This window comes from Tenacibaculum piscium (assembly GCF_021390715.1).
GTDB lineage: Bacteria > Bacteroidota > Bacteroidia > Flavobacteriales > Flavobacteriaceae > Polaribacter > Polaribacter piscius.
The window spans coordinates 154-19,647 of record NZ_JAJGWT010000004.1 but is presented as its reverse complement, the minus strand read 5'-3'; the positions used below and the strand labels follow the sequence as shown (position 1 = coordinate 19,647).

13 protein-coding genes are annotated in these 19,494 nt (G+C 30.7%); 6 read left to right on the top strand and 7 right to left on the bottom strand.

Annotated elements, in window-relative coordinates:
* Nucleotides 1–19: 19 nt before the first annotated feature.
* Both L0U77_RS05225 and L0U77_RS05220 read right to left on the bottom strand, forming a co-directional pair.
* Nucleotides 20–457, bottom strand: coding sequence for a DUF4268 domain-containing protein (locus L0U77_RS05225; protein WP_101917001.1), 438 nt, complete (start codon nt 455–457; stop codon nt 20–22).
* Between the two features lie 3 nt (nt 458–460).
* A complete protein-coding gene (locus L0U77_RS05220; RefSeq protein ID WP_101917002.1) occupies nt 461–1,042 on the bottom strand; it encodes a MiaE family protein in 582 nt (193 codons plus the stop codon).
* 155 nt (nt 1,043–1,197) lie between these two features.
* On the opposite strand from L0U77_RS05220, the gene L0U77_RS05215 reads away from it, so the two are divergent.
* The 3 genes from L0U77_RS05215 (at nt 1,198) to L0U77_RS05205 (ending at nt 10,265) form a co-directional block, all read left to right on the top strand.
* The gene (locus tag L0U77_RS05215) at nt 1,198–6,819 is read left to right on the top strand and encodes an alpha-2-macroglobulin family protein (protein ID WP_233900829.1); all 5,622 of its coding nucleotides are present in this window, start codon (nt 1,198–1,200) and stop codon (nt 6,817–6,819) included.
* A 421-nt stretch (nt 6,820–7,240) separates the two neighbouring features.
* A complete protein-coding gene (locus L0U77_RS05210) occupies nt 7,241–9,343 on the top strand; it encodes a coiled-coil domain-containing protein (RefSeq protein WP_233900828.1) in 2,103 nt (700 codons plus the stop codon).
* Nucleotides 9,344–9,428: 85 nt separating this feature from the next.
* Entirely contained in the window at nt 9,429–10,265 is an 837-nt protein-coding gene (locus L0U77_RS05205) for a BT1926 family outer membrane beta-barrel protein (protein ID WP_233897694.1), read from the top strand.
* Nucleotides 10,266–10,385: 120 nt separating this feature from the next.
* Here the strand turns inward: L0U77_RS05205 and L0U77_RS05200 are convergent, their stop codons facing one another.
* Nucleotides 10,386–11,630: an exo-beta-N-acetylmuramidase NamZ family protein gene (locus tag L0U77_RS05200; RefSeq protein WP_233897693.1), complete on the bottom strand. Its 1,245-nt coding sequence runs from the start codon at nt 11,628–11,630 to the stop codon at nt 10,386–10,388.
* 170 nt (nt 11,631–11,800) lie between these two features.
* Here L0U77_RS05200 and L0U77_RS05195 point away from each other — a divergent pair, with 170 nt between their 5' ends.
* Nucleotides 11,801–13,036: an ABC transporter permease gene (locus L0U77_RS05195; RefSeq protein ID WP_233900827.1), complete on the top strand. Its 1,236-nt coding sequence runs from the start codon at nt 11,801–11,803 to the stop codon at nt 13,034–13,036.
* A gap of 254 nt (nt 13,037–13,290) precedes the next feature.
* Entirely contained in the window at nt 13,291–14,649 is a 1,359-nt protein-coding gene (locus L0U77_RS05190) for a pyridoxal-phosphate dependent enzyme (RefSeq protein ID WP_233899879.1), read from the top strand.
* 273 nt (nt 14,650–14,922) lie between these two features.
* Here the strand turns inward: L0U77_RS05190 and lipA are convergent, their stop codons facing one another.
* From lipA to L0U77_RS05170, 4 genes are all read right to left on the bottom strand, one after another.
* Entirely contained in the window at nt 14,923–15,792 is an 870-nt protein-coding gene (gene lipA, locus L0U77_RS05185; RefSeq protein ID WP_101917059.1) for a lipoyl synthase, read from the bottom strand.
* A 59-nt stretch (nt 15,793–15,851) separates the two neighbouring features.
* Nucleotides 15,852–17,084 (bottom strand): Nramp family divalent metal transporter, encoded by a 1,233-nt coding sequence (locus L0U77_RS05180; protein ID WP_193706585.1) that lies wholly within the window; start codon nt 17,082–17,084, stop codon nt 15,852–15,854.
* A gap of 77 nt (nt 17,085–17,161) precedes the next feature.
* Nucleotides 17,162–17,725: an RNA polymerase sigma factor gene (locus L0U77_RS05175; RefSeq protein ID WP_233897691.1), complete on the bottom strand. Its 564-nt coding sequence runs from the start codon at nt 17,723–17,725 to the stop codon at nt 17,162–17,164.
* A 159-nt stretch (nt 17,726–17,884) separates the two neighbouring features.
* Complete coding sequence (locus tag L0U77_RS05170) at nt 17,885–18,091, bottom strand: membrane or secreted protein (RefSeq protein ID WP_233884161.1); 207 nt, start codon at nt 18,089–18,091, stop codon at nt 17,885–17,887.
* A gap of 149 nt (nt 18,092–18,240) precedes the next feature.
* On the opposite strand from L0U77_RS05170, the gene aqpZ reads away from it, so the two are divergent.
* A complete protein-coding gene (gene aqpZ / locus L0U77_RS05165; RefSeq protein WP_233897690.1) occupies nt 18,241–18,927 on the top strand; it encodes an aquaporin Z in 687 nt (228 codons plus the stop codon).
* The last annotated feature ends 567 nt before the right edge of the window (nt 18,928–19,494 follow it).

Here is a 19,494-nt window from a genome sequence, read left to right as displayed (position 1 = left end):
TGATTTTAATAAGAATAAATTAAATTGCATCTTTAATAATGTCTTCATATTCATAAAAGAACAGTTCAAATTGTTCCATTGTTTTTACATAAAATTCGTAGCAATCTCGCCACGTATTTTTATTGTGGATGCTAAATTTTTTATCAAAAGGAACATAAATACGACGAATAATTTTTCGATTATCTAATTCAAAATTTTCGTGATAAATAACTTCGGATAAATATTCTGTTTCTAAAATATTTTTTAAAGACAACAATTTATCGTACAATAATTCATTGGCAATTTCATCGGGATGTTCAAAATCTAAACAAACGGAAGCGGTTTTGCGATCGCCTTGAAATTTAAAAGCAAACCCTTTAATTTTAGTATTATATAACAGCCACTTTCTAGGAAAGGATTTTCCAAAACTTGTCCAAAACTCCTTGCGCATTGCCGCTGATTCTTCTTTGCTAAACATCTATTATCCGTGTATTTTTGCTTCGGAACCTCTATTTTTCATCATTTCGGCTTCAAAAGCAAGTAAGTCGTTCCATTTTTTATTCACAATTTCTTTATCTTGATATTGACGTGCAAAACCTAAAAAAATCGTGTAATGATTCGCTTCTGAAATCATTAAATCTTTATAAAATTTTGATAATTCCTGATCGTCCATATTTTCAGAAAACACTTTGAAACGCTCACAGCTTCTCGCCTCAATTAACGCTGCAATTAATAAACGTTGCACTAAAGCATTGGTTCTGTCTTTGGTTTTGGTGAAAAATTTTTGCAATCGAATTGCGTAATCATTTTTTTGCTCACGTCCTAAAACCATGCCTCGTTTTACCATAAAATCATGCACCATTTTAAAATGTTGCATTTCTTCAATCGCAATTTCACTCATACTTTGTACAAGTTCAGTTTCTTCAGAATAATTAATAATGATAGATACCGCATTAGATGCTGCTTTTTGTTCTAAAAAAGCGTGATCTGTTAATATTTGTTGTAAATTATCTTTAGCAATATCTGCCCAAGAAGTGGCTGTTTCGAATTGTAATCCTAACATGATGTAAAATTATGTGTAATATATATGATAAGTTGCAAAATTACTGTTTTTCATCAAAAATAATTCGTTTAAAAAAATAAAATAATTAACTTTGATTCCTGCCTTAAAATCAGTCTGAATAGGAATCTTAAAACCAGTCTTTAAAAAACATTTGTATGCTTAATTTAATAAAAATTCTAACCATAACGCTCTTGTTATTTGGTGTAAATGGATGTAAAAAATCCACAAATTCTCAAAATCAAGATGAAAATCAACAACATGTAAACTATCAAAAATATGATGAATATCTTGCTAGTTTCCCTCAAAAAATAGTTCCTGCAGTTACTGATTTTGAATTTATTTTGAAAAAAACACCCAAAATAACGACAATTGATCCTTCTGAAACGTCTATTTTTTCGATACATCCAAAGGTAAAAGGAAACGTTTTTTTAGATGAAAATACGCTTAAATTTGTACCATCAGAAAAATTAAAAAGTAATACGGAATATAAAATAACACTTCATTTATCAAAATTATATGATAAAATTCCTGCCGATTTACAAAATTTTACAACAACAGTAAAAACCAATGAATTGCTTTTTAATATTACTTTTTCATCACCTGTGGTGGTTACTCAAAACACCTATGAAGTTGAAGGAATGGTAACATTAAGCGATGTTATTGCTTCTGAAAATTTATCAAAATTACTAAAAGCGACTTATAATAAACAAAATATTTTAATCAATTTTGATACTTCTCAAGAATTTGTTTCCAAAGCTTCTTTCAAAATTAAAAATTTAAAAAGAGCCGATGACGACAAAAATTTATTGGTTTCTTGGGAAGGAGACGCGATTAATTCTCGCTCAAAAGGACAACGAGAAATAACCATTACGGGAAAGAAAAATTTCAAGGTTTTAAATGTGGAAATTGTCGATGCTGATAAACAACATATTGTTGTTAGTTTTTCGGATCCAATTAAAAAATCGCAAGATTTAAAAGGCTTAATTCAATTTAAAAACACCCAAAAAAGACAATTTACGTATCAAATTTTGAACAATACGATTACGATTTATCCGAAATCAACGTTTAAAAGTAAAGTAACTATTGAAGTATTTAAAGGTATCAAAAATACTGCTGGTTTTGGATTGAAAGAAACCTATCAAACGATGTTACATTTTGAAGAATTAAAACCAACCGTTAGTTTTATCAAAAGTGGAACAATTATTCCAGCTTCAAAAAATTTAAAAATTAACTTTAAAGCCGTAAACCTAAAAGCAGTCGATGTGTTAATTTATAAGATTTATAAAAATAATGTGTTGCAATTCTTACAAAATAATAATTTAGATACACAACATAATTTGCAATATGTCGGTCGTCCAGAAGCAAAATATACCGTTAATTTAACCAATCAAGGTGTTGATTTAACCAAAGAAAATGCGTTTGCTGTTGATTTATCAGAAATTTTATCCGTAGAAAATGGTGCAATGTATCGTGTCGAATTTTCTTTTATTCAAGAATATTCAAATTATACTTGTCAAGAAAATTCTCAAGAAAATCTAGAAGAAAATAAATTAAATACCACAATTATTTACGGAAAAAAAGAAATAGCGACCAAACAATATGATACCGATACTTATTATGGCAATTATGATTATCGAAATTACCGATGGAGCGACCGAGAAAATCCGTGTACAAACTCTTATTATTACAATAAAAATATCAGTTTAAATATTTTAGCGACCAATTTAGGAGCAATTGCTAAAAAAGGAAATAATCAAACGACTTTTATTGCCGTAACCGATTTAGTAACGACAAAACCTGTCGCCGATGCTACCGTAACGTTGTATAATTTACAGCAACAATCAATTGTTAGTGCCAAAACAAATACTGATGGAATTGTCAATTTTGATACGCCTCAAAATACTTTTTTTGCTGTCATTTCTAAAGATGAAAGTACAACATACGTAAAATTAAATGACGGAAACGCCCTGTCAATGAGTAAATTTGATGTTTCAGGAACAAAACTTCAAGAAGGAATTACAGGATATATTTATGGCGAACGTGGCGTTTGGCGACCGGGAGATAACTTATTTTTAACTTTTGTTTTAAATGATAAAGCCAATCCAATTCCTGAAAAACATCCGATAAAATTTGAATTAATTAATCCGCAAGGAAAAATTATCGAACGAAAAATAGTATTTAAAAATAATAGCAACGTATATAATTACGCTCCAAAAACAAATCCTGAAGCAATTACTGGAAATTGGAACGTAAAAATAAGCGTTGGTGGTGCCGTTTTTAATAAAACACTCAAAATTGAAACCATTAAACCGAATCGTTTAAAAATCAACTTAAAAACAACTAATAACCTAAATAATCCAAGTGATTTTATAAAATCAAACGAAAATATTCAAGGAGATGTTGCCGTAAAATGGCTACACGGAGCAATTGCTAGAAATTTAAAATTAGATATCAATGGAAAATTTACCCAACTAAAAACTGAATTTTCAAAGTTTAAAAATTATCATTTTGATGACCTTACCAGACGTTTTAGAACCGAAGAATTTAAAGTGATAAAAGGAACGTTAAATAATGATGGAGAAATTAATTTTTCAGTAAAACCAAGCCTGAAAAATAAAGCTCCTGGAATGTTAAAAGCAAGTTTTATCACCAAAGTTTATGAAAATGGTGGTGATTTTAGTACTGATGTATTTTCGAAAAAAATATCGCCCTATAAAAGTTATGCAGGAATCTTAAATGCCGAAGAAGAAGGATCTAAAAATTATTTATTTACTGATAAAAAATATACGTTTAATATCGCCTCTGTAAATGAAAATAGCGAAGGAATAATTAATGATTTAGAAGTGAAAGTGTACAAATTATCGTGGCGTTGGTGGTGGAGTACTTCTGATAATGGACTGTCGAATTATGATGGAACACGTTATCATGAACCGTATAAAACAGTTCATGTAAAAACAAATGCAAACGGTAAAGGTACTTTTGATTTAAAGGTAAGTGAAAATGATTGGGGACGCTATTTAATAAAAGTTACCGATAAAAAAAGTAAACACGTTACTTCAAATATTGCTTATTTTGATTGGCCATCTTGGTATGGAAATAAAAAAAATCAAGATAAAACCAATGCGACAATGCTCGTTTTTACCACCGATAAAGAAGCCTATCAAGTCGGTGAAATTGCCAATGTGAAATTTCCATCATCCGAAGGAGGAAGAGCTTTAATTACCATCGAGAATGGAACGCAAGTTTTAGACCATTTCTGGGTTGAAACCTCTGAGAAACAAACCGAATTTAACTTCCCCGTATTGGAAAATTATACGCCAAATGTATTTGTAAATATCTCCTTATTGCAAAAACACAGTCAAACGGTAAATGATTTGCCTATCCGAATGTACGGCGTTATTCCGATGTTGGTTTATAATCCTGAAACAAAATTATCACCAGAAATTAAACTGCCAAACGAATTAAGACCCGAAGAAACAGCAACGCTTAACATCAAAGAAAAAAATGGCAAGCCGATGACTTATACAATCGCTTTGGTCGATGAAGGTTTGTTAGATTTAACCCGTTTTAAAACCCCAAATCCGTGGAATACTTTTTATGCACGACAATCTTTAGGCGTAAAAACATGGGATATTTTTGATGAGGTAATCGGAGCGTATGGCGGAAAAGTAAATCAAATACTAAGCATCGGTGGAGATGAAGCCGAAGCAGGAAGTAAAAATAAAAAAGCCAATCGCTTTAAACCAATGGTAACTTATTTAGGCCCTTTTAAATTAGAAAAAGGAAAAAATAAAACACATCAAATTAAAATACCGAAATATGTAGGCGCGGTTCGTGCAATGGTCGTGGCTACCGATGCCCAAAATAATGCCTACGGAAGTGCCGAAAAAACAGCATTCGTGCGTAAACCTGTGATGATTTTAGCCTCATTACCTCGTAAAATTACACCACAAGAAACCGTAACATTACCCGTAAATGTGTTTGCGATGTTGCCATCTGTGAAAAATGTAAAGGTAACTGTAGAACCAAACGAATCATTTACGATTTTAGGAAGTAAAACACAATCCGTATCTTTTGAGCAACCTGATGAAAAAATGGTCTATTTTACCTTAAAAGTAAACGATTTTAAAGGAATCGGAAAGGTTAAAATTAAGGCCGTTTCTGGACGTGAAAAAGCATCCTACGAAGTAGAAATTGATGTGTTAAATCCGAATCCTGTAACCACAGAAGTAAAAGATTTAATCCTAAAATCAAACGAGAAAAGCCAACTCAGTTTTACAACATTCGGAAGTCTTGGAACAAATACTGCAAGTGTCGAGTTATCAACATTGCCTCCAATGAATTTTACAAAACGTATGGAATATTTAATCCAATATCCGCACGGTTGCGTAGAACAAACAACATCAAGTGCATTTCCACAGTTATATTTAGCCGAAATCTTTGAATTATCCGAAGAAAAACAACAAGATATAGAACGAAATATAAAAGCAACAATCCAACGATTATCAGATTTTCAAGTAGCAAATGGCGGATTGTCCTATTGGCAAGGAAATAGTAATGCTGATAATTGGGGAACTTCTTATGCAGGACATTTTATGATAGAAGCTAGTAAAAAAGGCTATGCGTTGCCTATCGGTTTTAGATCGAAATGGGTGAATTATCAAAAACAACAAGCACGAAATTGGCGAAATAATTCAAGATATCAAAACAATTCGTTAGCACAAGCCTACCGATTATATACCTTGAGCTTGGCAAATAGTGCCGATATGGCATCGATGAATCGTTTGCGAGAAACAAACGGAATTTCTAATCAAGCAAAAATAAGATTGGCAAGCGCGTATGCCTTAATCGGTAAAAAATCAATAGCAAATCAAATTTTAAATGAAGCTTTAAATCAGGCTTTAAATCAAGAAACCAATAATTCAAACAAAAATAAATACACGAATTATGGCTCTGAAACTCGAAATAAAGCCATGGAATTAGAAACCTATATCCTATTAAATCATCAAACAAAAGCAATTAAAATAGCCAAAGAAATTGCAGATAAATTATCCAGCCAACACTGGATGAGTACACAAACCACCGCATATAGTTTACTCGCAATGAGTAAATATGCCTTGCAAAATGGTGAAAATACAGGAATTAAGGCAAGTTATATATTCAATCAAAACAATAAATCAAGAAATATAAACACTTCCAAAGCCTTATTTATCGAAGATTTAAAAAATGTTTTAGAACAAAATAAAACAGAAAATAAACTTGAAAATAAACTTGAAATTTCCAATAAAAGCAATGGCGTATTATATGTCCGTGTTTTTAATAAAGGAATTTTACCCGTAGGAGAAGAAAAAGTATTTCAGCATAATTTACAAACAACAATTACATATCAAACAAAAGATGGGGTTCAAATAATGCCAGATATCGTATCGCAAGGAACAAATTTTATAGCAGAAGTTACCGTGAAAAACACGACCAATACTAGTTTAGAAAATGTCGCCTTAACGCAATATATTCCATCTGGTTGGGAAATTATCAATACCCGTTTTACCGATTTTGGAAACAATACGACTTCTTCTAAAGTTGATTTTATAGATATTCGAGATGCGAGTATTCATACGTATTTTAGCTTAAAAGGATATCAAACAAAAACATTTAAAATACTGTTAAATGCCTCGTATTTAGGAACCTATTATTTACCTGGAGTTCAAGTACAAGCTATGTATGATAACGATTATATCGCTAGAACAAAAGGAGAATGGATTAATGTAATCAAGTAAAATCATAAAAAATGTTATAAAAATTTACATGAGTAGTAAGTTTTAAAAAAATCGCCTAAAAATATTTTTAGGCGATTTTTTTATGTTTTATAATATGTTAAAGTATCGTTATCCTCTTTTGTAAAAAAACAAGTTAGTTAAAGTTTTGTTAAAATTTTATTAATTTTTTCATAAGTAGTTGAAATACAAAAACATTTATATACATTTGACGCAGAAATTGCTTTCTAAAAAAATAGTGAAAAAATAAAAAATTGCTGAAAATTTATTTTTTTATTTTATAACAAAACAAATACTACCCAAGTATAATTGAAGATTAATTTTTGTCAAAAAAAATGTCTTCAACATTTATAGGGCTTAATTTGTTGTTTTTCACTCAAAATTGTGTATAAATAATTACAAATAAATATTAAAAAGAAAAAGAATGAAAAATTTTGGAAAATTTACGCTTGCCGTATTATTAGCTGGTACTTTAGGTTTAACATCTTGTGTTGAAGAAGAAATGTCTACTGAAGTAGAAGCTATTTATAAAGGACATGCAGAGCTACTTTCTGCTAGAAAAACTTTAAAAATAGCAGAACTTGATATGGAAAAAGCTAAGTTAGCTTTAAAATTATTAGAAGTTAAAAGTAAAGAAAATTCAAATGCTACTGAATTAGTACAAGGTGAATTAGCAATTGCAGCTGCACAAAATGCACTTGAATTAGCAAATCAATCACATATTAAAGCTTTAGCAACCTTAAAATCAGAAATAGAAGACGTTAAATCGGAAACTGTTAGAGATTATTTAGGGAAATTCTTCGCAGAAAAAGGACAAATTATTAGCTCTGAAGCCGATTTAGCAAAGAAAAATCGTCAATTAGTGAAGTTAAAAGCTGATGTTGTTGATGTTTTTAATAAAGATAACACAATCAAAAGTCAAGAATTATATATCTTGGAATTAGAAAGTGATTTATTAAAAGAAACTGATAAATTAGCATTATTAGAAGCAGTTTTATCTGACCCAACAACTGTTGGTGCTCAAGTTCTTGAAATTCAAAAAACAATAGATGCTTTAAAAGCAACAAACAAAGAAAAAACGGCTAGAATTACCGAAATTGAAACTACAGAATTATCGGTATTTGGTGACTATAATCAGAATTTAAATGAGTACCAAAACGAAAAAAACAATCTAAATTCTTATAAAAGACAAATTGAATATACTACTAATGATTTAGCAACTGCTAAAGAAAATTTAGCAGTTGCTAAAGAAGAATTAACCGAGTTAACAGCAGGAACAGTAGTAAGTTATGAAGTTGCTTTAAGTAATAGAACAACTGCAGAGGCTCTTTATGATGAAACAAGAGAAGCGTATCAAGATGCAATGAGATTTTCTTCAAACTATAGCAATCTTATTACGAATATTCAAAATAGAAAGAATGATATCGCTTCTTATGAAACGACGATTGAGTCTTTAGAGAATAATATAAGTTCTTTAGAAGCAGAATACAAAGCGGCTAAATTAAAGTTTGATGCAAGCCCGTCTGATGTTGTAATTACTTATAATGGTAATGATGGTAAAGCAGGTATTGCGAATAATGGTTCATTATATACTTACTATGAAGTTATCAGTAATGATAATGGACAGGTAGTTTTTGGTACAACAGCCTATACTTCATATTCAGATGTTGTAAATAATGGAGGTGAAACTACTAGTTATCAATATGGAAGTTCTAATGTTGGTAAATTCTTTGATGTTGAGCAAGATGACCAAACAAAAACAAATACACAAGTATTTAATGATGCTCAACAAGTTTTAGGAAATACTAAAAGAAACTTGAGTAATTATGAGTCAATGTTAAATTCTAGTAAATCAGCATTAGCTGAGTATGAATTAGAATTAGCGGAAAATGATGGTATTGTATTAGGGACTGATTTATCAACAGCTAGAACAGCTTATGATAAAGCTACCGAAGAGTATAATACAGCTAGGGATATTGTAACTTCTTTAGAAAGCACAATGGAATTAGAAAATGAAATTTTAAGTGCAGAAAATAAATTAGAAGAAGCTAAGAAAGATAAAGCAACTTCTGAAACAGAAATTACGCGCTTAGAAGCTTTAATTGATACGACTCAATTGGCAGAATATCAAGCTTTAAAAGATAAAATAACTGCTTTAGAATTAGAAGCAAAAGTGAATCAAGAAAAAATTGATGATCTTCAAGGAGATATCGTTTATTTTAATGGTTTAGAATTAGAGTTAGAAGCAAACGAATACTCAGGTCAAGATTATGAAGATCGTATGGAGCAAATTACCGAACAAATCAAAGATCAAAAAGCCGAAGTTTTAGAGGTAACTGATAGAATATCAGAAGTTAAATATCAAATTGAACAGGTTAAAAAAGGTAAAACTGATCTTACTGATGAAAGAGCAGAAGAAATTGCTGATTTAGAAAAAGAAATCGCTGTTTTAGAAGTTAAAATTGAAAAAAATCAGAAATCGGCAGAAATGTATAAGGCTTTAATGGAATCAGCATTATCAGCATAGGTATTTTCTTTAAGGTAAACACAATAGTACCCAAGTTTTATCTTGGGTACTTTTAACTCAAAAAAATTTCTTAAAGAATCTAATTATGAAAAAATATAAAAAATATATACTGATAACATTATTCTCTTTATCAGGTTTTGTAGCGAATGCTCAAAATGAAACTGATATAGTTGTTGATAATGAGATAACTAGCGATGTCGAAAATAATGAATTTAGACCTAAAAAAGGAAGCTATACTGTTTCTTTATTGATGGGAAGAGGTTCTTATATAGAACAAGGAGGGAGTTATATTGGCAATGCAAATCAAGTAAGCGGTCAAGCTCCTTATGTCAATACGATTAATAGTAATGACAATAATATGATGAATATGGCAGGAGTTGAAGGTAAGTATTTTATTTCTGATAAAATGGCACTTTCTTTAAATGGTGGTTTTACTTTTAGAACTACGCCTTCTGATGTTAATATTCCTGCTGTTTTAGATGATGAAAACACTGTTGTTGTTCCTGCATATCAAGCAATTATTGGAGAGGATAAATACAGTTTACATGCTGGTTTGGGTTTACAATGGTATTTGAAACTTAAAAGCCCTAAATTGGTGCCGTATGTAGGTTTTTCTTTACCTGTAGATTATACAAGAACTTCTACTTTTGATCCTACTGTTAATTTTGATACTACCGCAACGGTATCAAATTTAGGATTAAGTCATGTTGAACTATTTGGAGTTGGAGTACAAGCTGTTGCTGGTTTGGATTATTTTTTAACTAAAGATATGTTTATAGGTTTTGACGTAAAACCTTTGAGCTATAATTATGTAGTAAATACTAAGAAGAAGAATTCAGGAACTCTGGGTCGTAAGGCTTCGAATTCAACATTTTCTTTTTTCGGACAGTATTTTTTCAAGATAGGATTTAAATTAAATTAATAAGTATTTTTAATTTAGTTTGATTTTACAAGAAATCATATACTGAAACGTTATATAAATCGCCTAAAAATATTTTTAGGCGATTTTTTTGTTTTAGAGCCTGTTTAAATTTTATCAATTTTATTTATAAAGTAAATACTTTGCTCTTATTTTTTTAAATTCTGATATTTCTTTTTGCCACGATTTTTTAATTTCTTTTTCAGACAAACCTTGTTCAATTTGATGTTGTAATTTTTTTGTTCCTGCTAGTTTGGTAAAAAAGGTTGTGAAAAAATATTTTTTAGGAGCTTCTTTATACGTTTTCAATAGCCAAGATAAGTTTAAGCTCGAAAGTTTTTTATTTCCTTGCAAGTTTTCTCCATGGCATATTTGTGCTTTATATTTTGGATGTTTTGCACCTTCATTGGCTTGTGGCGTAAAGCTAAAAGGAGTTTTTTTCAAATAAGGTGCGCCATAAATTTGAAATTGTTTATCGGTTCCTCTACCTGCCGATACATTTGTTCCTTCAAAAAAACATAAACTTGGATATAGATTAATAGCCGTTGCATTTGGTAAATTTGGGGAAGGTTTTATGGGTAAATTATAGGGCGTATTGTGCGTATAATTTTCTAGAGGAATTACGGTTAAATCACATTTTATATTGTTATTTAAACTATTTTTCAGCCAATTTTCACCATTAATCATCTGTCCATATTCGCCGATTGTCATTCCGTAAACCACGGGAACAGGGTGCATTCCTACAAAACTTGTATGTTTCATTTCTAAAACAGGACCATCAATATAATGGGCATTTGGATTAGGTCTATCTAAAATAATTACAGGAATTTTTGCTTCTGCACAGGCTTCCATCACGTAATGTAATGATGAAATATAGGTGTAAAAACGTGCGCCAACATCTTGAATATCAAAAATTACGACATCAATATTTTTTAATTGTGTTTGCGATGGTTTTTTATTTTTCCCATATAATGAAATAATCGGTAATTGTGTTTTGGTATCAACGCCATCGATTACAGTTTCGCCTGCATCGGCTTTTCCTCGGAAACCGTGTTCTGGAGCAAATACTTTTTTTACAGCAATATTTTCATCGGTATATAAGTAATCAACAATATGTTTTGACGTTCCTTTTATGCTTACAGTTGAGGTTTGATTGGCAACAATTGCCACATTTTTCCCCTTTAATTTCGAAAGATATAAATTGGTTCTATCGGCACTTATTTTTAAAATTTTTGTTGATTTTTCAATATTAATTGCTTTATTTTTTTGAATTTTATCGTTGTCTGATTTCTGTTGTTGTGCGCATGACGAAAATTGAAAACTAATACAAACTAAAAATAGGGCAAAAGACGTGTAACTTTTTTTCATATAATTTTGAGATGAATTTTAAGATAATTTTTGATTTAAAAGTATAAAATTACTACTTAAAAATCTTTTAGCAACAAAATAAGGAATAAAAGAACAATAAGAAGCGTTAAAATTAGGTTTAGAATCAGTAAGAATTAATTACTTTTGAATTTGTTAAAAAAACGTAACTTTTGAATTTCGAATTATTTATAGCCAAACGAATTATTGCTGGAAAAGCGTATAAAAGTAGTATTTCATCGCCGATTATTAAAATTGCAACGAGTGCGATTGCGTTAGGAATTGCTATTATGTTGGTGGCAGTTTCTATTGTTGCTGGATATCAGGAAAAAATCAGTGATAAAATGACAGCTTTTAAAGGGCATGTTCAGATTGTAAATTATGATACAAATAATTCGGATATTTCTACGGTTCCGATTTCAAAGAATCAAGATTTTTATCCGAAGTTTAAAAATATAGAGGGCATTAAAAACGTGCAAGTTTTCGCAAATGTTGCGGGTATCATTCGAACGCCTACTGATTTTGAGGCGATTATTTTTAAAGGAGTTTCTTCCGATTATGATTTTTCATTCTTCAAAGAATATTTACAACAAGGGCGTTTGCCTAATTTTAATCAAGCTCGAAATAAAGAAATAATAATTTCTCAGGCTATTGCAAATCGGTTGGGTTTTAAGTTGAACGATACGATTCAAACGTTGTTTAGTGCCGAAAAAAGTAAGTTAAAATACAAAATGCGTACGCCTATTATTGTTGGTATTTTCAATACAGGTTTTACTGATTTTGATAAAACGATGGTTATTGGCGATATTCGAGAAGTGCGTCAAATCAATCGTTGGAAGGCTGATCAGGTTGGAGGTTTTGAGGTTTTGCTTGATGATTTTGACACATTACAATCAAAAGGAGATGAGATTTATAGTACTATTGGAGCAACATTAAATAGTAGTACTATTGTCGAAAATTACCCATTAATTTTTGAATGGATTAAATTATTTGATAATAATGTATGGTTTATTATCGGAATTATGATTTTAATTGCAGGAATTAACATGATAACAGCTTTACTTGTTTTAATTTTGGAGCGTGTTCAAATGGTTGGAATTTTAAAAGCTTTGGGAAGCACGAATTGGAGTATTCAAAAGATATTTTTATACAATGCGTCTTATTTAATAATCAAGGGATTATTTTGGGGAAATTTAATAGGGATTTCACTGTTGTTAATTCAGAAATACTTCAAGTTTATTAGTTTAGATTCAGCGACTTATGCGGTTTCTACGGTTCCTGTAAGCATCAGTATTACAGCGGTATTTTTGTTGAGTTTTGGCACACTTTTATTGTGTTTTTTAATGTTGATAATTCCTTCGTATATTATCACGAAAATCGAGCCTTCAAAATCCATTAAGTTTGCATAGTTTAAGTTTTGTATACTTTAAGTTTGATTGATTTTTTTGGAGCTATTTCCCGCTTTCCGCACTCGCTCTTTTTTTGAAGAAAAATCAAAAAAAGGAGCTCAAACAAAGCTTCAATCGGGGCTAAGGTTATTTATGAAGTTTCGGCAGGTATTTAATTTCGTTTTTTTTTTAGATAATTAATAACGAATACTAAACAAATAGGATACTTGTAAAACGTTTAAAAAAAATTACCTTTGTTTTTGTAAAACGAAGAAATGAGATACGCAAAAAATATTTTAGAGACTATTGGAAATACGCCATTAGTTCAGTTAAATTCTGTGACTAAAGAAATTGATGCTTTAGTGTTGGCAAAGGTAGAAACGTTTAATCCAGGAAATTCTATTAAAGATAGAATGGCATTAAAAATGATTGAAGATGCAGAGGCTGACGGTCGTTTAAAACCAGGAGGAACGATTATCGAGGGAACTTCAGGAAATACAGGAATGGGTTTAGCATTGGCGGCAATTATAAAAGGATACCAATGTATTTTTGTAATTTCGGATAAGCAATCTAAAGAAAAAATGGATATTTTACGAGCTGTTGGAGCAGAGGTTATTGTCTGTCCGACCAATGTAGAGCCAGAAGATCCTCGTTCATATTATTCGGTTTCTAAGCGATTAGGGGAAGAAACGCCAAATTCTTGGTATGTGAATCAGTATGATAATCCATCAAATGCGATTACACATTATGAGCAAACAGGACCAGAAATCTGGGAACAAACAGATGGGAAAATCACGCATTTAGTGGTTGGAGTAGGTACAGGAGGAACGATTTCAGGAACGGCAAAATATTTAAAAGAGCAAAATCCGAATATAAAAATTTGGGGAATTGATACATACGGTTCTGTATTTAAGAAATATCATGAAACAGGTATTTTTGATGAAAATGAAATTTATCCGTATATCACCGAAGGAATTGGCGAAGATATTCTTCCTAAAAATGTTGATTTTTCAGTAATTGATGGATTTACCAAAGTTACCGATAAAGATGCGGCGGTTTATACTCGTAAAATAGCTTTAGAAGAAGGGATTTTTGTAGGAAATTCGGCAGGTTCGGCAATTAAGGGAATGTTGCAATTAAAAGAAAATTTCAAAAAAGATGATGTGGTGGTGGTTATTTTTCATGATCACGGAAGTCGATATGTAGGAAAAATGTTTAATGATGATTGGATGCGTGAGCGTGGTTTTTTAGATGAAGAAATTACAACGGCAGCCGATTTAATAAAATCACATCTTGACAAAGATTTAATTACGGTTCAAACTGAGGAATTAGTTTCTCATGCTATTGAGCGAATGCGTGAATTTAAAATTTCGCAAATTCCTGTAAGAGATGTGAATGGTTTGGTTGGTTCTGTTGATGAATCGGCATTATTGCATCGTTATATTGAAGATAAAAATATTGCAGATACTCCGATAAAAAATGTGATGGGAGCAATGTATCCTGTGGTGCAATTAAATGCTTCGATTGATGCTGTTTCGAAATTAATAACCAAAGAAAATCAAGCCGTAATGGTTGATTTAGGAAACGGAAAACATCATATTATTACAAAACATGATATTATAAATGCTATTTAACATACGTTTTATTTAAAAATAAGAATACATAAAAAGAAAAACAAAAAGAAAAACAAAAAGAAAAGCCCAACATGAGATTGGGCTTTTTTTTATTAAATAATTCAAATAATTTACATAATGAAAACAGTTTACAAAGCTGATTTCATAATACCTTATCACAAGTACACTACAAATTTAGCTATAAAACTATTAATTTATATTTGTTTTTAATTATTTGACATTTTTTTAACGCTTTTTTGTTAAAGTGTTAAAAAATCATTAAAAAACAATGCTTTATTGTGCGTGTTTGTGTGCTTTGTATGAAGAACGTACTAAAGCGCCACTTTCTACGTACATAAATCCCATTTCTAAACCTAAGGTTTCATATTTTTTAAATTGTTCAGGCGTAATAAATTCTTTTACAGGCAAGTGTTTTTTACTTGGTTGTAAATATTGTCCAATAGTAATGATGTCTAAACCAACATTACGTAAATCTTTCATGGTTTGAATTACTTCTTCTTCTTTTTCTCCTAAACCGAGCATAATCCCCGATTTTGTACGCATTCCGTTATCTTTTAGATATTTTAAAACACCTAAACTTCGGTCATATTTTGCTTGAATACGAACTTCACGAGTTAATCTACGAACGGTTTCTACATTATGAGAAACTACTTCAGGAGCAACGTCAATAATTCTATCAATTAGTTTTTGATTTCCTTGAAAATCAGGAAGTAATGTTTCGATTGTTGTTTTAGGATTTGCTCTTCGGACTGCATTTACAGTTTCTGCCCAAATAATAGAACCGCCATCTTTTAAATCATCTCTATCTACCGAAGTTAAAACGGCATGTTTGATGTTCATTAATTTAATAGAGCGGGCAACTTTTTCGGGTTCATCCCATTCTACGGTTTCTGGTCTTCCTGTTTTCACGCCACAAAAACCACAAGAACGGGTGCAGATATTTCCTAAAATCATAAAAGTAGCCGTTCCTTCTCCCCAACATTCTCCCATGTTTGGGCAACTACCGCTGGTACAAATAGTGTTTAATTTATACTTATCTACTAATGTTCTTAATTCGGTATATTTTTTCCCAACAGGTAACTTTACACGTAACCATTTTGGTTTTTTTACTCTTTCTGGTACTATTACTGATTCGTTTGCCATTTCGATAAAAATTCGATAAAATTGAATAGCAAATTTACAAAGATTTACAAAGAAATGTCTTATAAATTCATTAAAAACCAAATACTAAATGCGAGTAAAAAAATGATTCCTAGAATACTTAAAATCCGCAAGGGTAATTTTGGTCGGTTTTTTACAGGAGTATGTTTTCCTGTGATCAAAATATAGTTTAAAATAGCATAAAATGGTGCTGTTAAAAATGATAAAACCGTTGCTATTTTTACTAAAAACCCCATATCTGATAAAAAATAAGATAAGATTACGAAGGTTCCAGCGGTTAAAAAAAGCATCCAAAACCAATAATTTAGTTTATTTTTTTTGTTGAATAATGCTTCGGATAATAATTCTGAAGTTTTTGTCATGGCTCTAGGAGAGGCATCTAGGGTTGTTAAGGTGGTGCTAAACATGGTCGTAAAAGCGGCAATTCCTATGAATAAATAAGAAAAATCTCCTAAGTTTTTGGTATATAAATGAATTAATTGTTTTGCAAAAACAGTTCCTTTATTAGAGAATGTTTCTCCTGATTGATACATGACTAATGCTCCTAAAATAACAAAACAAACACCTAAAAAAAAGGTAGCGATGTAACCGACATTAAAATCAAAAATAGCATGTTTGGGTTTTATTTGTTGAAAAGTAGTTTTACTTTTTTCGACCGACCATAATGAATGCCAAATAGATACATCTAAAGGCGCGGGCATCCATCCTAAAAAGGCAATTAAAAAAGTAATTTGTGCCGTTCCGCTAGGCAGTATTTGTTGAAAATTGAATCCTTTTTGAGTGCTAAATAAGGCGACAATTACAGAAATAATAGTGCTTATTGTTAATATGAAGATAATATATTTCATTAAATTATCGAGTAATTTATATTTCCCAACACTTAAAAGAAGCATACTGATTCCTAAAATAAGTACTGACCAAATAATTAAATCACTTGTAAAACCAAAAATTGTTGCTGCTAAACTAGCGGTAACAATTGTAACAGCTGCTTGAATGGTAAACATAGTTGCGAAATTTAATATAAAATAGCAAAGTAGTACTCCTTTGCCTAATTTTTTATACCCGTCTAACAATGTTTCTCCTGTGGCGGCAGCGTATCTGGGACCAAATTGAAAAAAAGGATATTTAAATAAAGAGACAATTAAAAGTGCCCAAAGTAACCCGAAACCAAAATCGGCACCAGCTCTTGTTGCTTGCACTAAATGAGATACACCTATGGCAGCTCCCGCAAATAGCAATCCAGGCCCTAATATATTTGAAAGTGATTTTTTCATATAAAGAGATCAAAAAAAGATAAAACAATGTATTGATAATCTTAAAATTAACGTTTAGGTTACGTGTTTTTTTTAAGTTATGGTTTTTTTATTATTTCTGCTAATAGTTTTTTAGCTCGTAATAATTTTATTTTTACATTATTGATAGGTTCTTTAGTTTTATCAGAAATTTCTTTGTAGCTCAATTCTTGAAAAAAACGCAAATGAATAACTTCTTGATATTTCGGTTTTAGTTTTTTAATATCTCTTAGAAGTTTGGCTAAATTTTGTTCAGTAATAATTTTATCTTCAGGAGAAGGAGCATTGTCAATAATTCTAGATGCGGCTTCTTCTTGTTCTTTGGAAGTATCGAGTAAAATACGGCTATTTTTTTTTCTTAAAAAATCAATATATACATTTTTAGAAATAGCGATTAGCCAAGTTTTAAATTTATATGTTGTATTAAACGTATGAATTTTATCAAATGCTTTCGAAAAAGTTCGGATAGTAATATCTTCGGCATCGTTATCGTTTTTTATTTTTGATAATTGATACCGATATACATCATTCCAAAAAGTATCGAGTAAAAAATTAAAAGAAATTTGATTTCCTTTTTTAGCTTTCTCAATATGTAGTTGTACTTTTTCGTTTTGTATTTCCAAGATTTTCCAAGATATTTTTAGAAATGGTTTTTGATAGTATTAAACACTAAAATAACCCTGAAAACATTATTTTAGTATTTAATACGAATCATTTATTTTTTTTAGGTATAGAATAGGTGTAAGAGTAGTGAAGTACTGATTTTTGAATTAAAAAGTTTTTTATTTTTCGTGTTCAGGTTCACTACAAGAGTTGAATTGGTCGGGTGTTTTACCGCAAAACCCACAAGATTCACCAGATTCATTTAAAACAGGATTTTGACTTGCACAAGTTCCTGCAAATTCGCCATCTTTTTTAGCCCAAATTTTTATTGCGATTCCAGCAAAAGCAAGTGCTAATAATCCGATAGTAATAAAAACTAATTTCATAATTTAAAATTTTTTGTTTTACAAAGATACGAAAAGATACGAACTTCTTTTTTAGAGAATTATTTTATTGTAGGTTTATGTGCGTGACTTTTATTTTTATTTGGTGTCATAATTAAAAAACAATAACAATTAATTTAAACTTTAGAGGTATGAAAAAATATTTAGCGGAATCATTCGGAACATTTTGGTTAGTTTTTGGAGGTTGTGGGAGTGCTATTTTTGCGGCGGGTTTTCCTGAGTTAGGAATTGGTTTTGCGGGAGTTGCTTTAGCGTTCGGATTAACTGTTTTAACGATGGCATATGCTGTTGGTCATATTTCGGGTGGTCATTTTAATCCTGCGGTATCATTAGGATTATGGGCAGGAGGAAAATTTTCAGCAAAGGAGTTGTTACCTTATATTATTTCTCAATTATTGGGAGCTATTTTGGGAGCTGGAGCATTATATTTAATTGTTTCTGGGAAGTCTGATTTTGAAAGTATTGGTGGTTTTGCTGCGAATGGTTATGGCGAATTATCGCCAGGAGGTTATAATATGACATCTGCTTTTGTAGCGGAATTTTTATTAACGATGTTTTTCTTGTTGATAATTTTAGGAAGTACGAATGAACGTGCGCCAAAAGGTTTTGCACCAATAGCGATTGGTTTGGGTTTAACATTGATTCATTTAATTAGCATTCCGATTACGAATACTTCTGTAAATCCGGCACGTTCTATGAGTCAGGCGTTGTTTGCAGGTGGAGGATATTTAGCACAATCTTGGTTATTTTGGGTAGCGCCAATAGCAGGAGCAATGGTTGCAGGTTTTATTCATAAAGCACTGTTTGATAAAGCGTAATATTTTAATTATTTCATAGTAGGATTTTTAAGATTACAAATCACCTTTTATTTTTATAAAGGGTGATTTTTTTTTTGGAGCTATTTCCCGCTTTCCGCACTCGCTTTTTTTGAAGAAAAATCAAAAAAGAGCTCAAACAATTGCTTCAATCGGGGCTAGGTCTATTTATTAAAATTGTTCAAGTTTAGAGCCTGTTTAAATTTCATCAAAAAAAAGTTTTATAGCATGAAAACAGAAAATCGAATCCGTCAAACTGAATTTATTTCAGTTTCGCATCCTGATTTGCCGTAGTTCTTTCCTTTTTTTTTGATGATTCTTGTCAATTCGAGTGATTTTAATGATTAAAAGGAATTAAAATTGTATCGAGAATTTGAATTATTTTATCTTGATGAATTTTGATGCTAAAAAAGTTCTCRATTTATTTCAGTTTCGCATCCTGATTTGCCGTAGTTCTTTCCTTTTTTTTTGATGATTCTTGTCAATTCGAGTGATTTTAATGATTAAAAGGAATTAAAATTGTATCGAGAATTTGAATTATTTTATCTTGATGAATTTTGATGCTAAAAA

What these genes read in the sequence shown, in the direction of transcription:
- L0U77_RS05180 (WP_193706585.1), bottom strand. Translation starts at nt 17,084, where the DNA reads ATGAAAAAATCACTTTCAAATATATTAGGGCCTGGATTGCTATTTGCG.
- L0U77_RS05215 (WP_233900829.1), top strand. Translation starts at nt 1,198, where the DNA reads ATGCTTAATTTAATAAAAATTCTAACCATAACGCTCTTGTTATTTGGT.
- L0U77_RS05205 (WP_233897694.1), top strand. Translation starts at nt 9,429, where the DNA reads ATGAAAAAATATAAAAAATATATACTGATAACATTATTCTCTTTATCA.
- aqpZ (WP_233897690.1), top strand. Translation starts at nt 18,241, where the DNA reads ATGAAAAAATATTTAGCGGAATCATTCGGAACATTTTGGTTAGTTTTT.
- L0U77_RS05225 (WP_101917001.1), bottom strand. Translation starts at nt 457, where the DNA reads ATGTTTAGCAAAGAAGAATCAGCGGCAATGCGCAAGGAGTTTTGGACA.
- L0U77_RS05220 (WP_101917002.1), bottom strand. Translation starts at nt 1,042, where the DNA reads ATGTTAGGATTACAATTCGAAACAGCCACTTCTTGGGCAGATATTGCT.
- L0U77_RS05210 (WP_233900828.1), top strand. Translation starts at nt 7,241, where the DNA reads ATGAAAAATTTTGGAAAATTTACGCTTGCCGTATTATTAGCTGGTACT.
- L0U77_RS05190 (WP_233899879.1), top strand. Translation starts at nt 13,291, where the DNA reads ATGAGATACGCAAAAAATATTTTAGAGACTATTGGAAATACGCCATTA.
- L0U77_RS05200 (WP_233897693.1), bottom strand. Translation starts at nt 11,630, where the DNA reads ATGAAAAAAAGTTACACGTCTTTTGCCCTATTTTTAGTTTGTATTAGT.
- L0U77_RS05170 (WP_233884161.1), bottom strand. Translation starts at nt 18,091, where the DNA reads ATGAAATTAGTTTTTATTACTATCGGATTATTAGCACTTGCTTTTGCT.
- lipA (WP_101917059.1), bottom strand. Translation starts at nt 15,792, where the DNA reads ATGGCAAACGAATCAGTAATAGTACCAGAAAGAGTAAAAAAACCAAAA.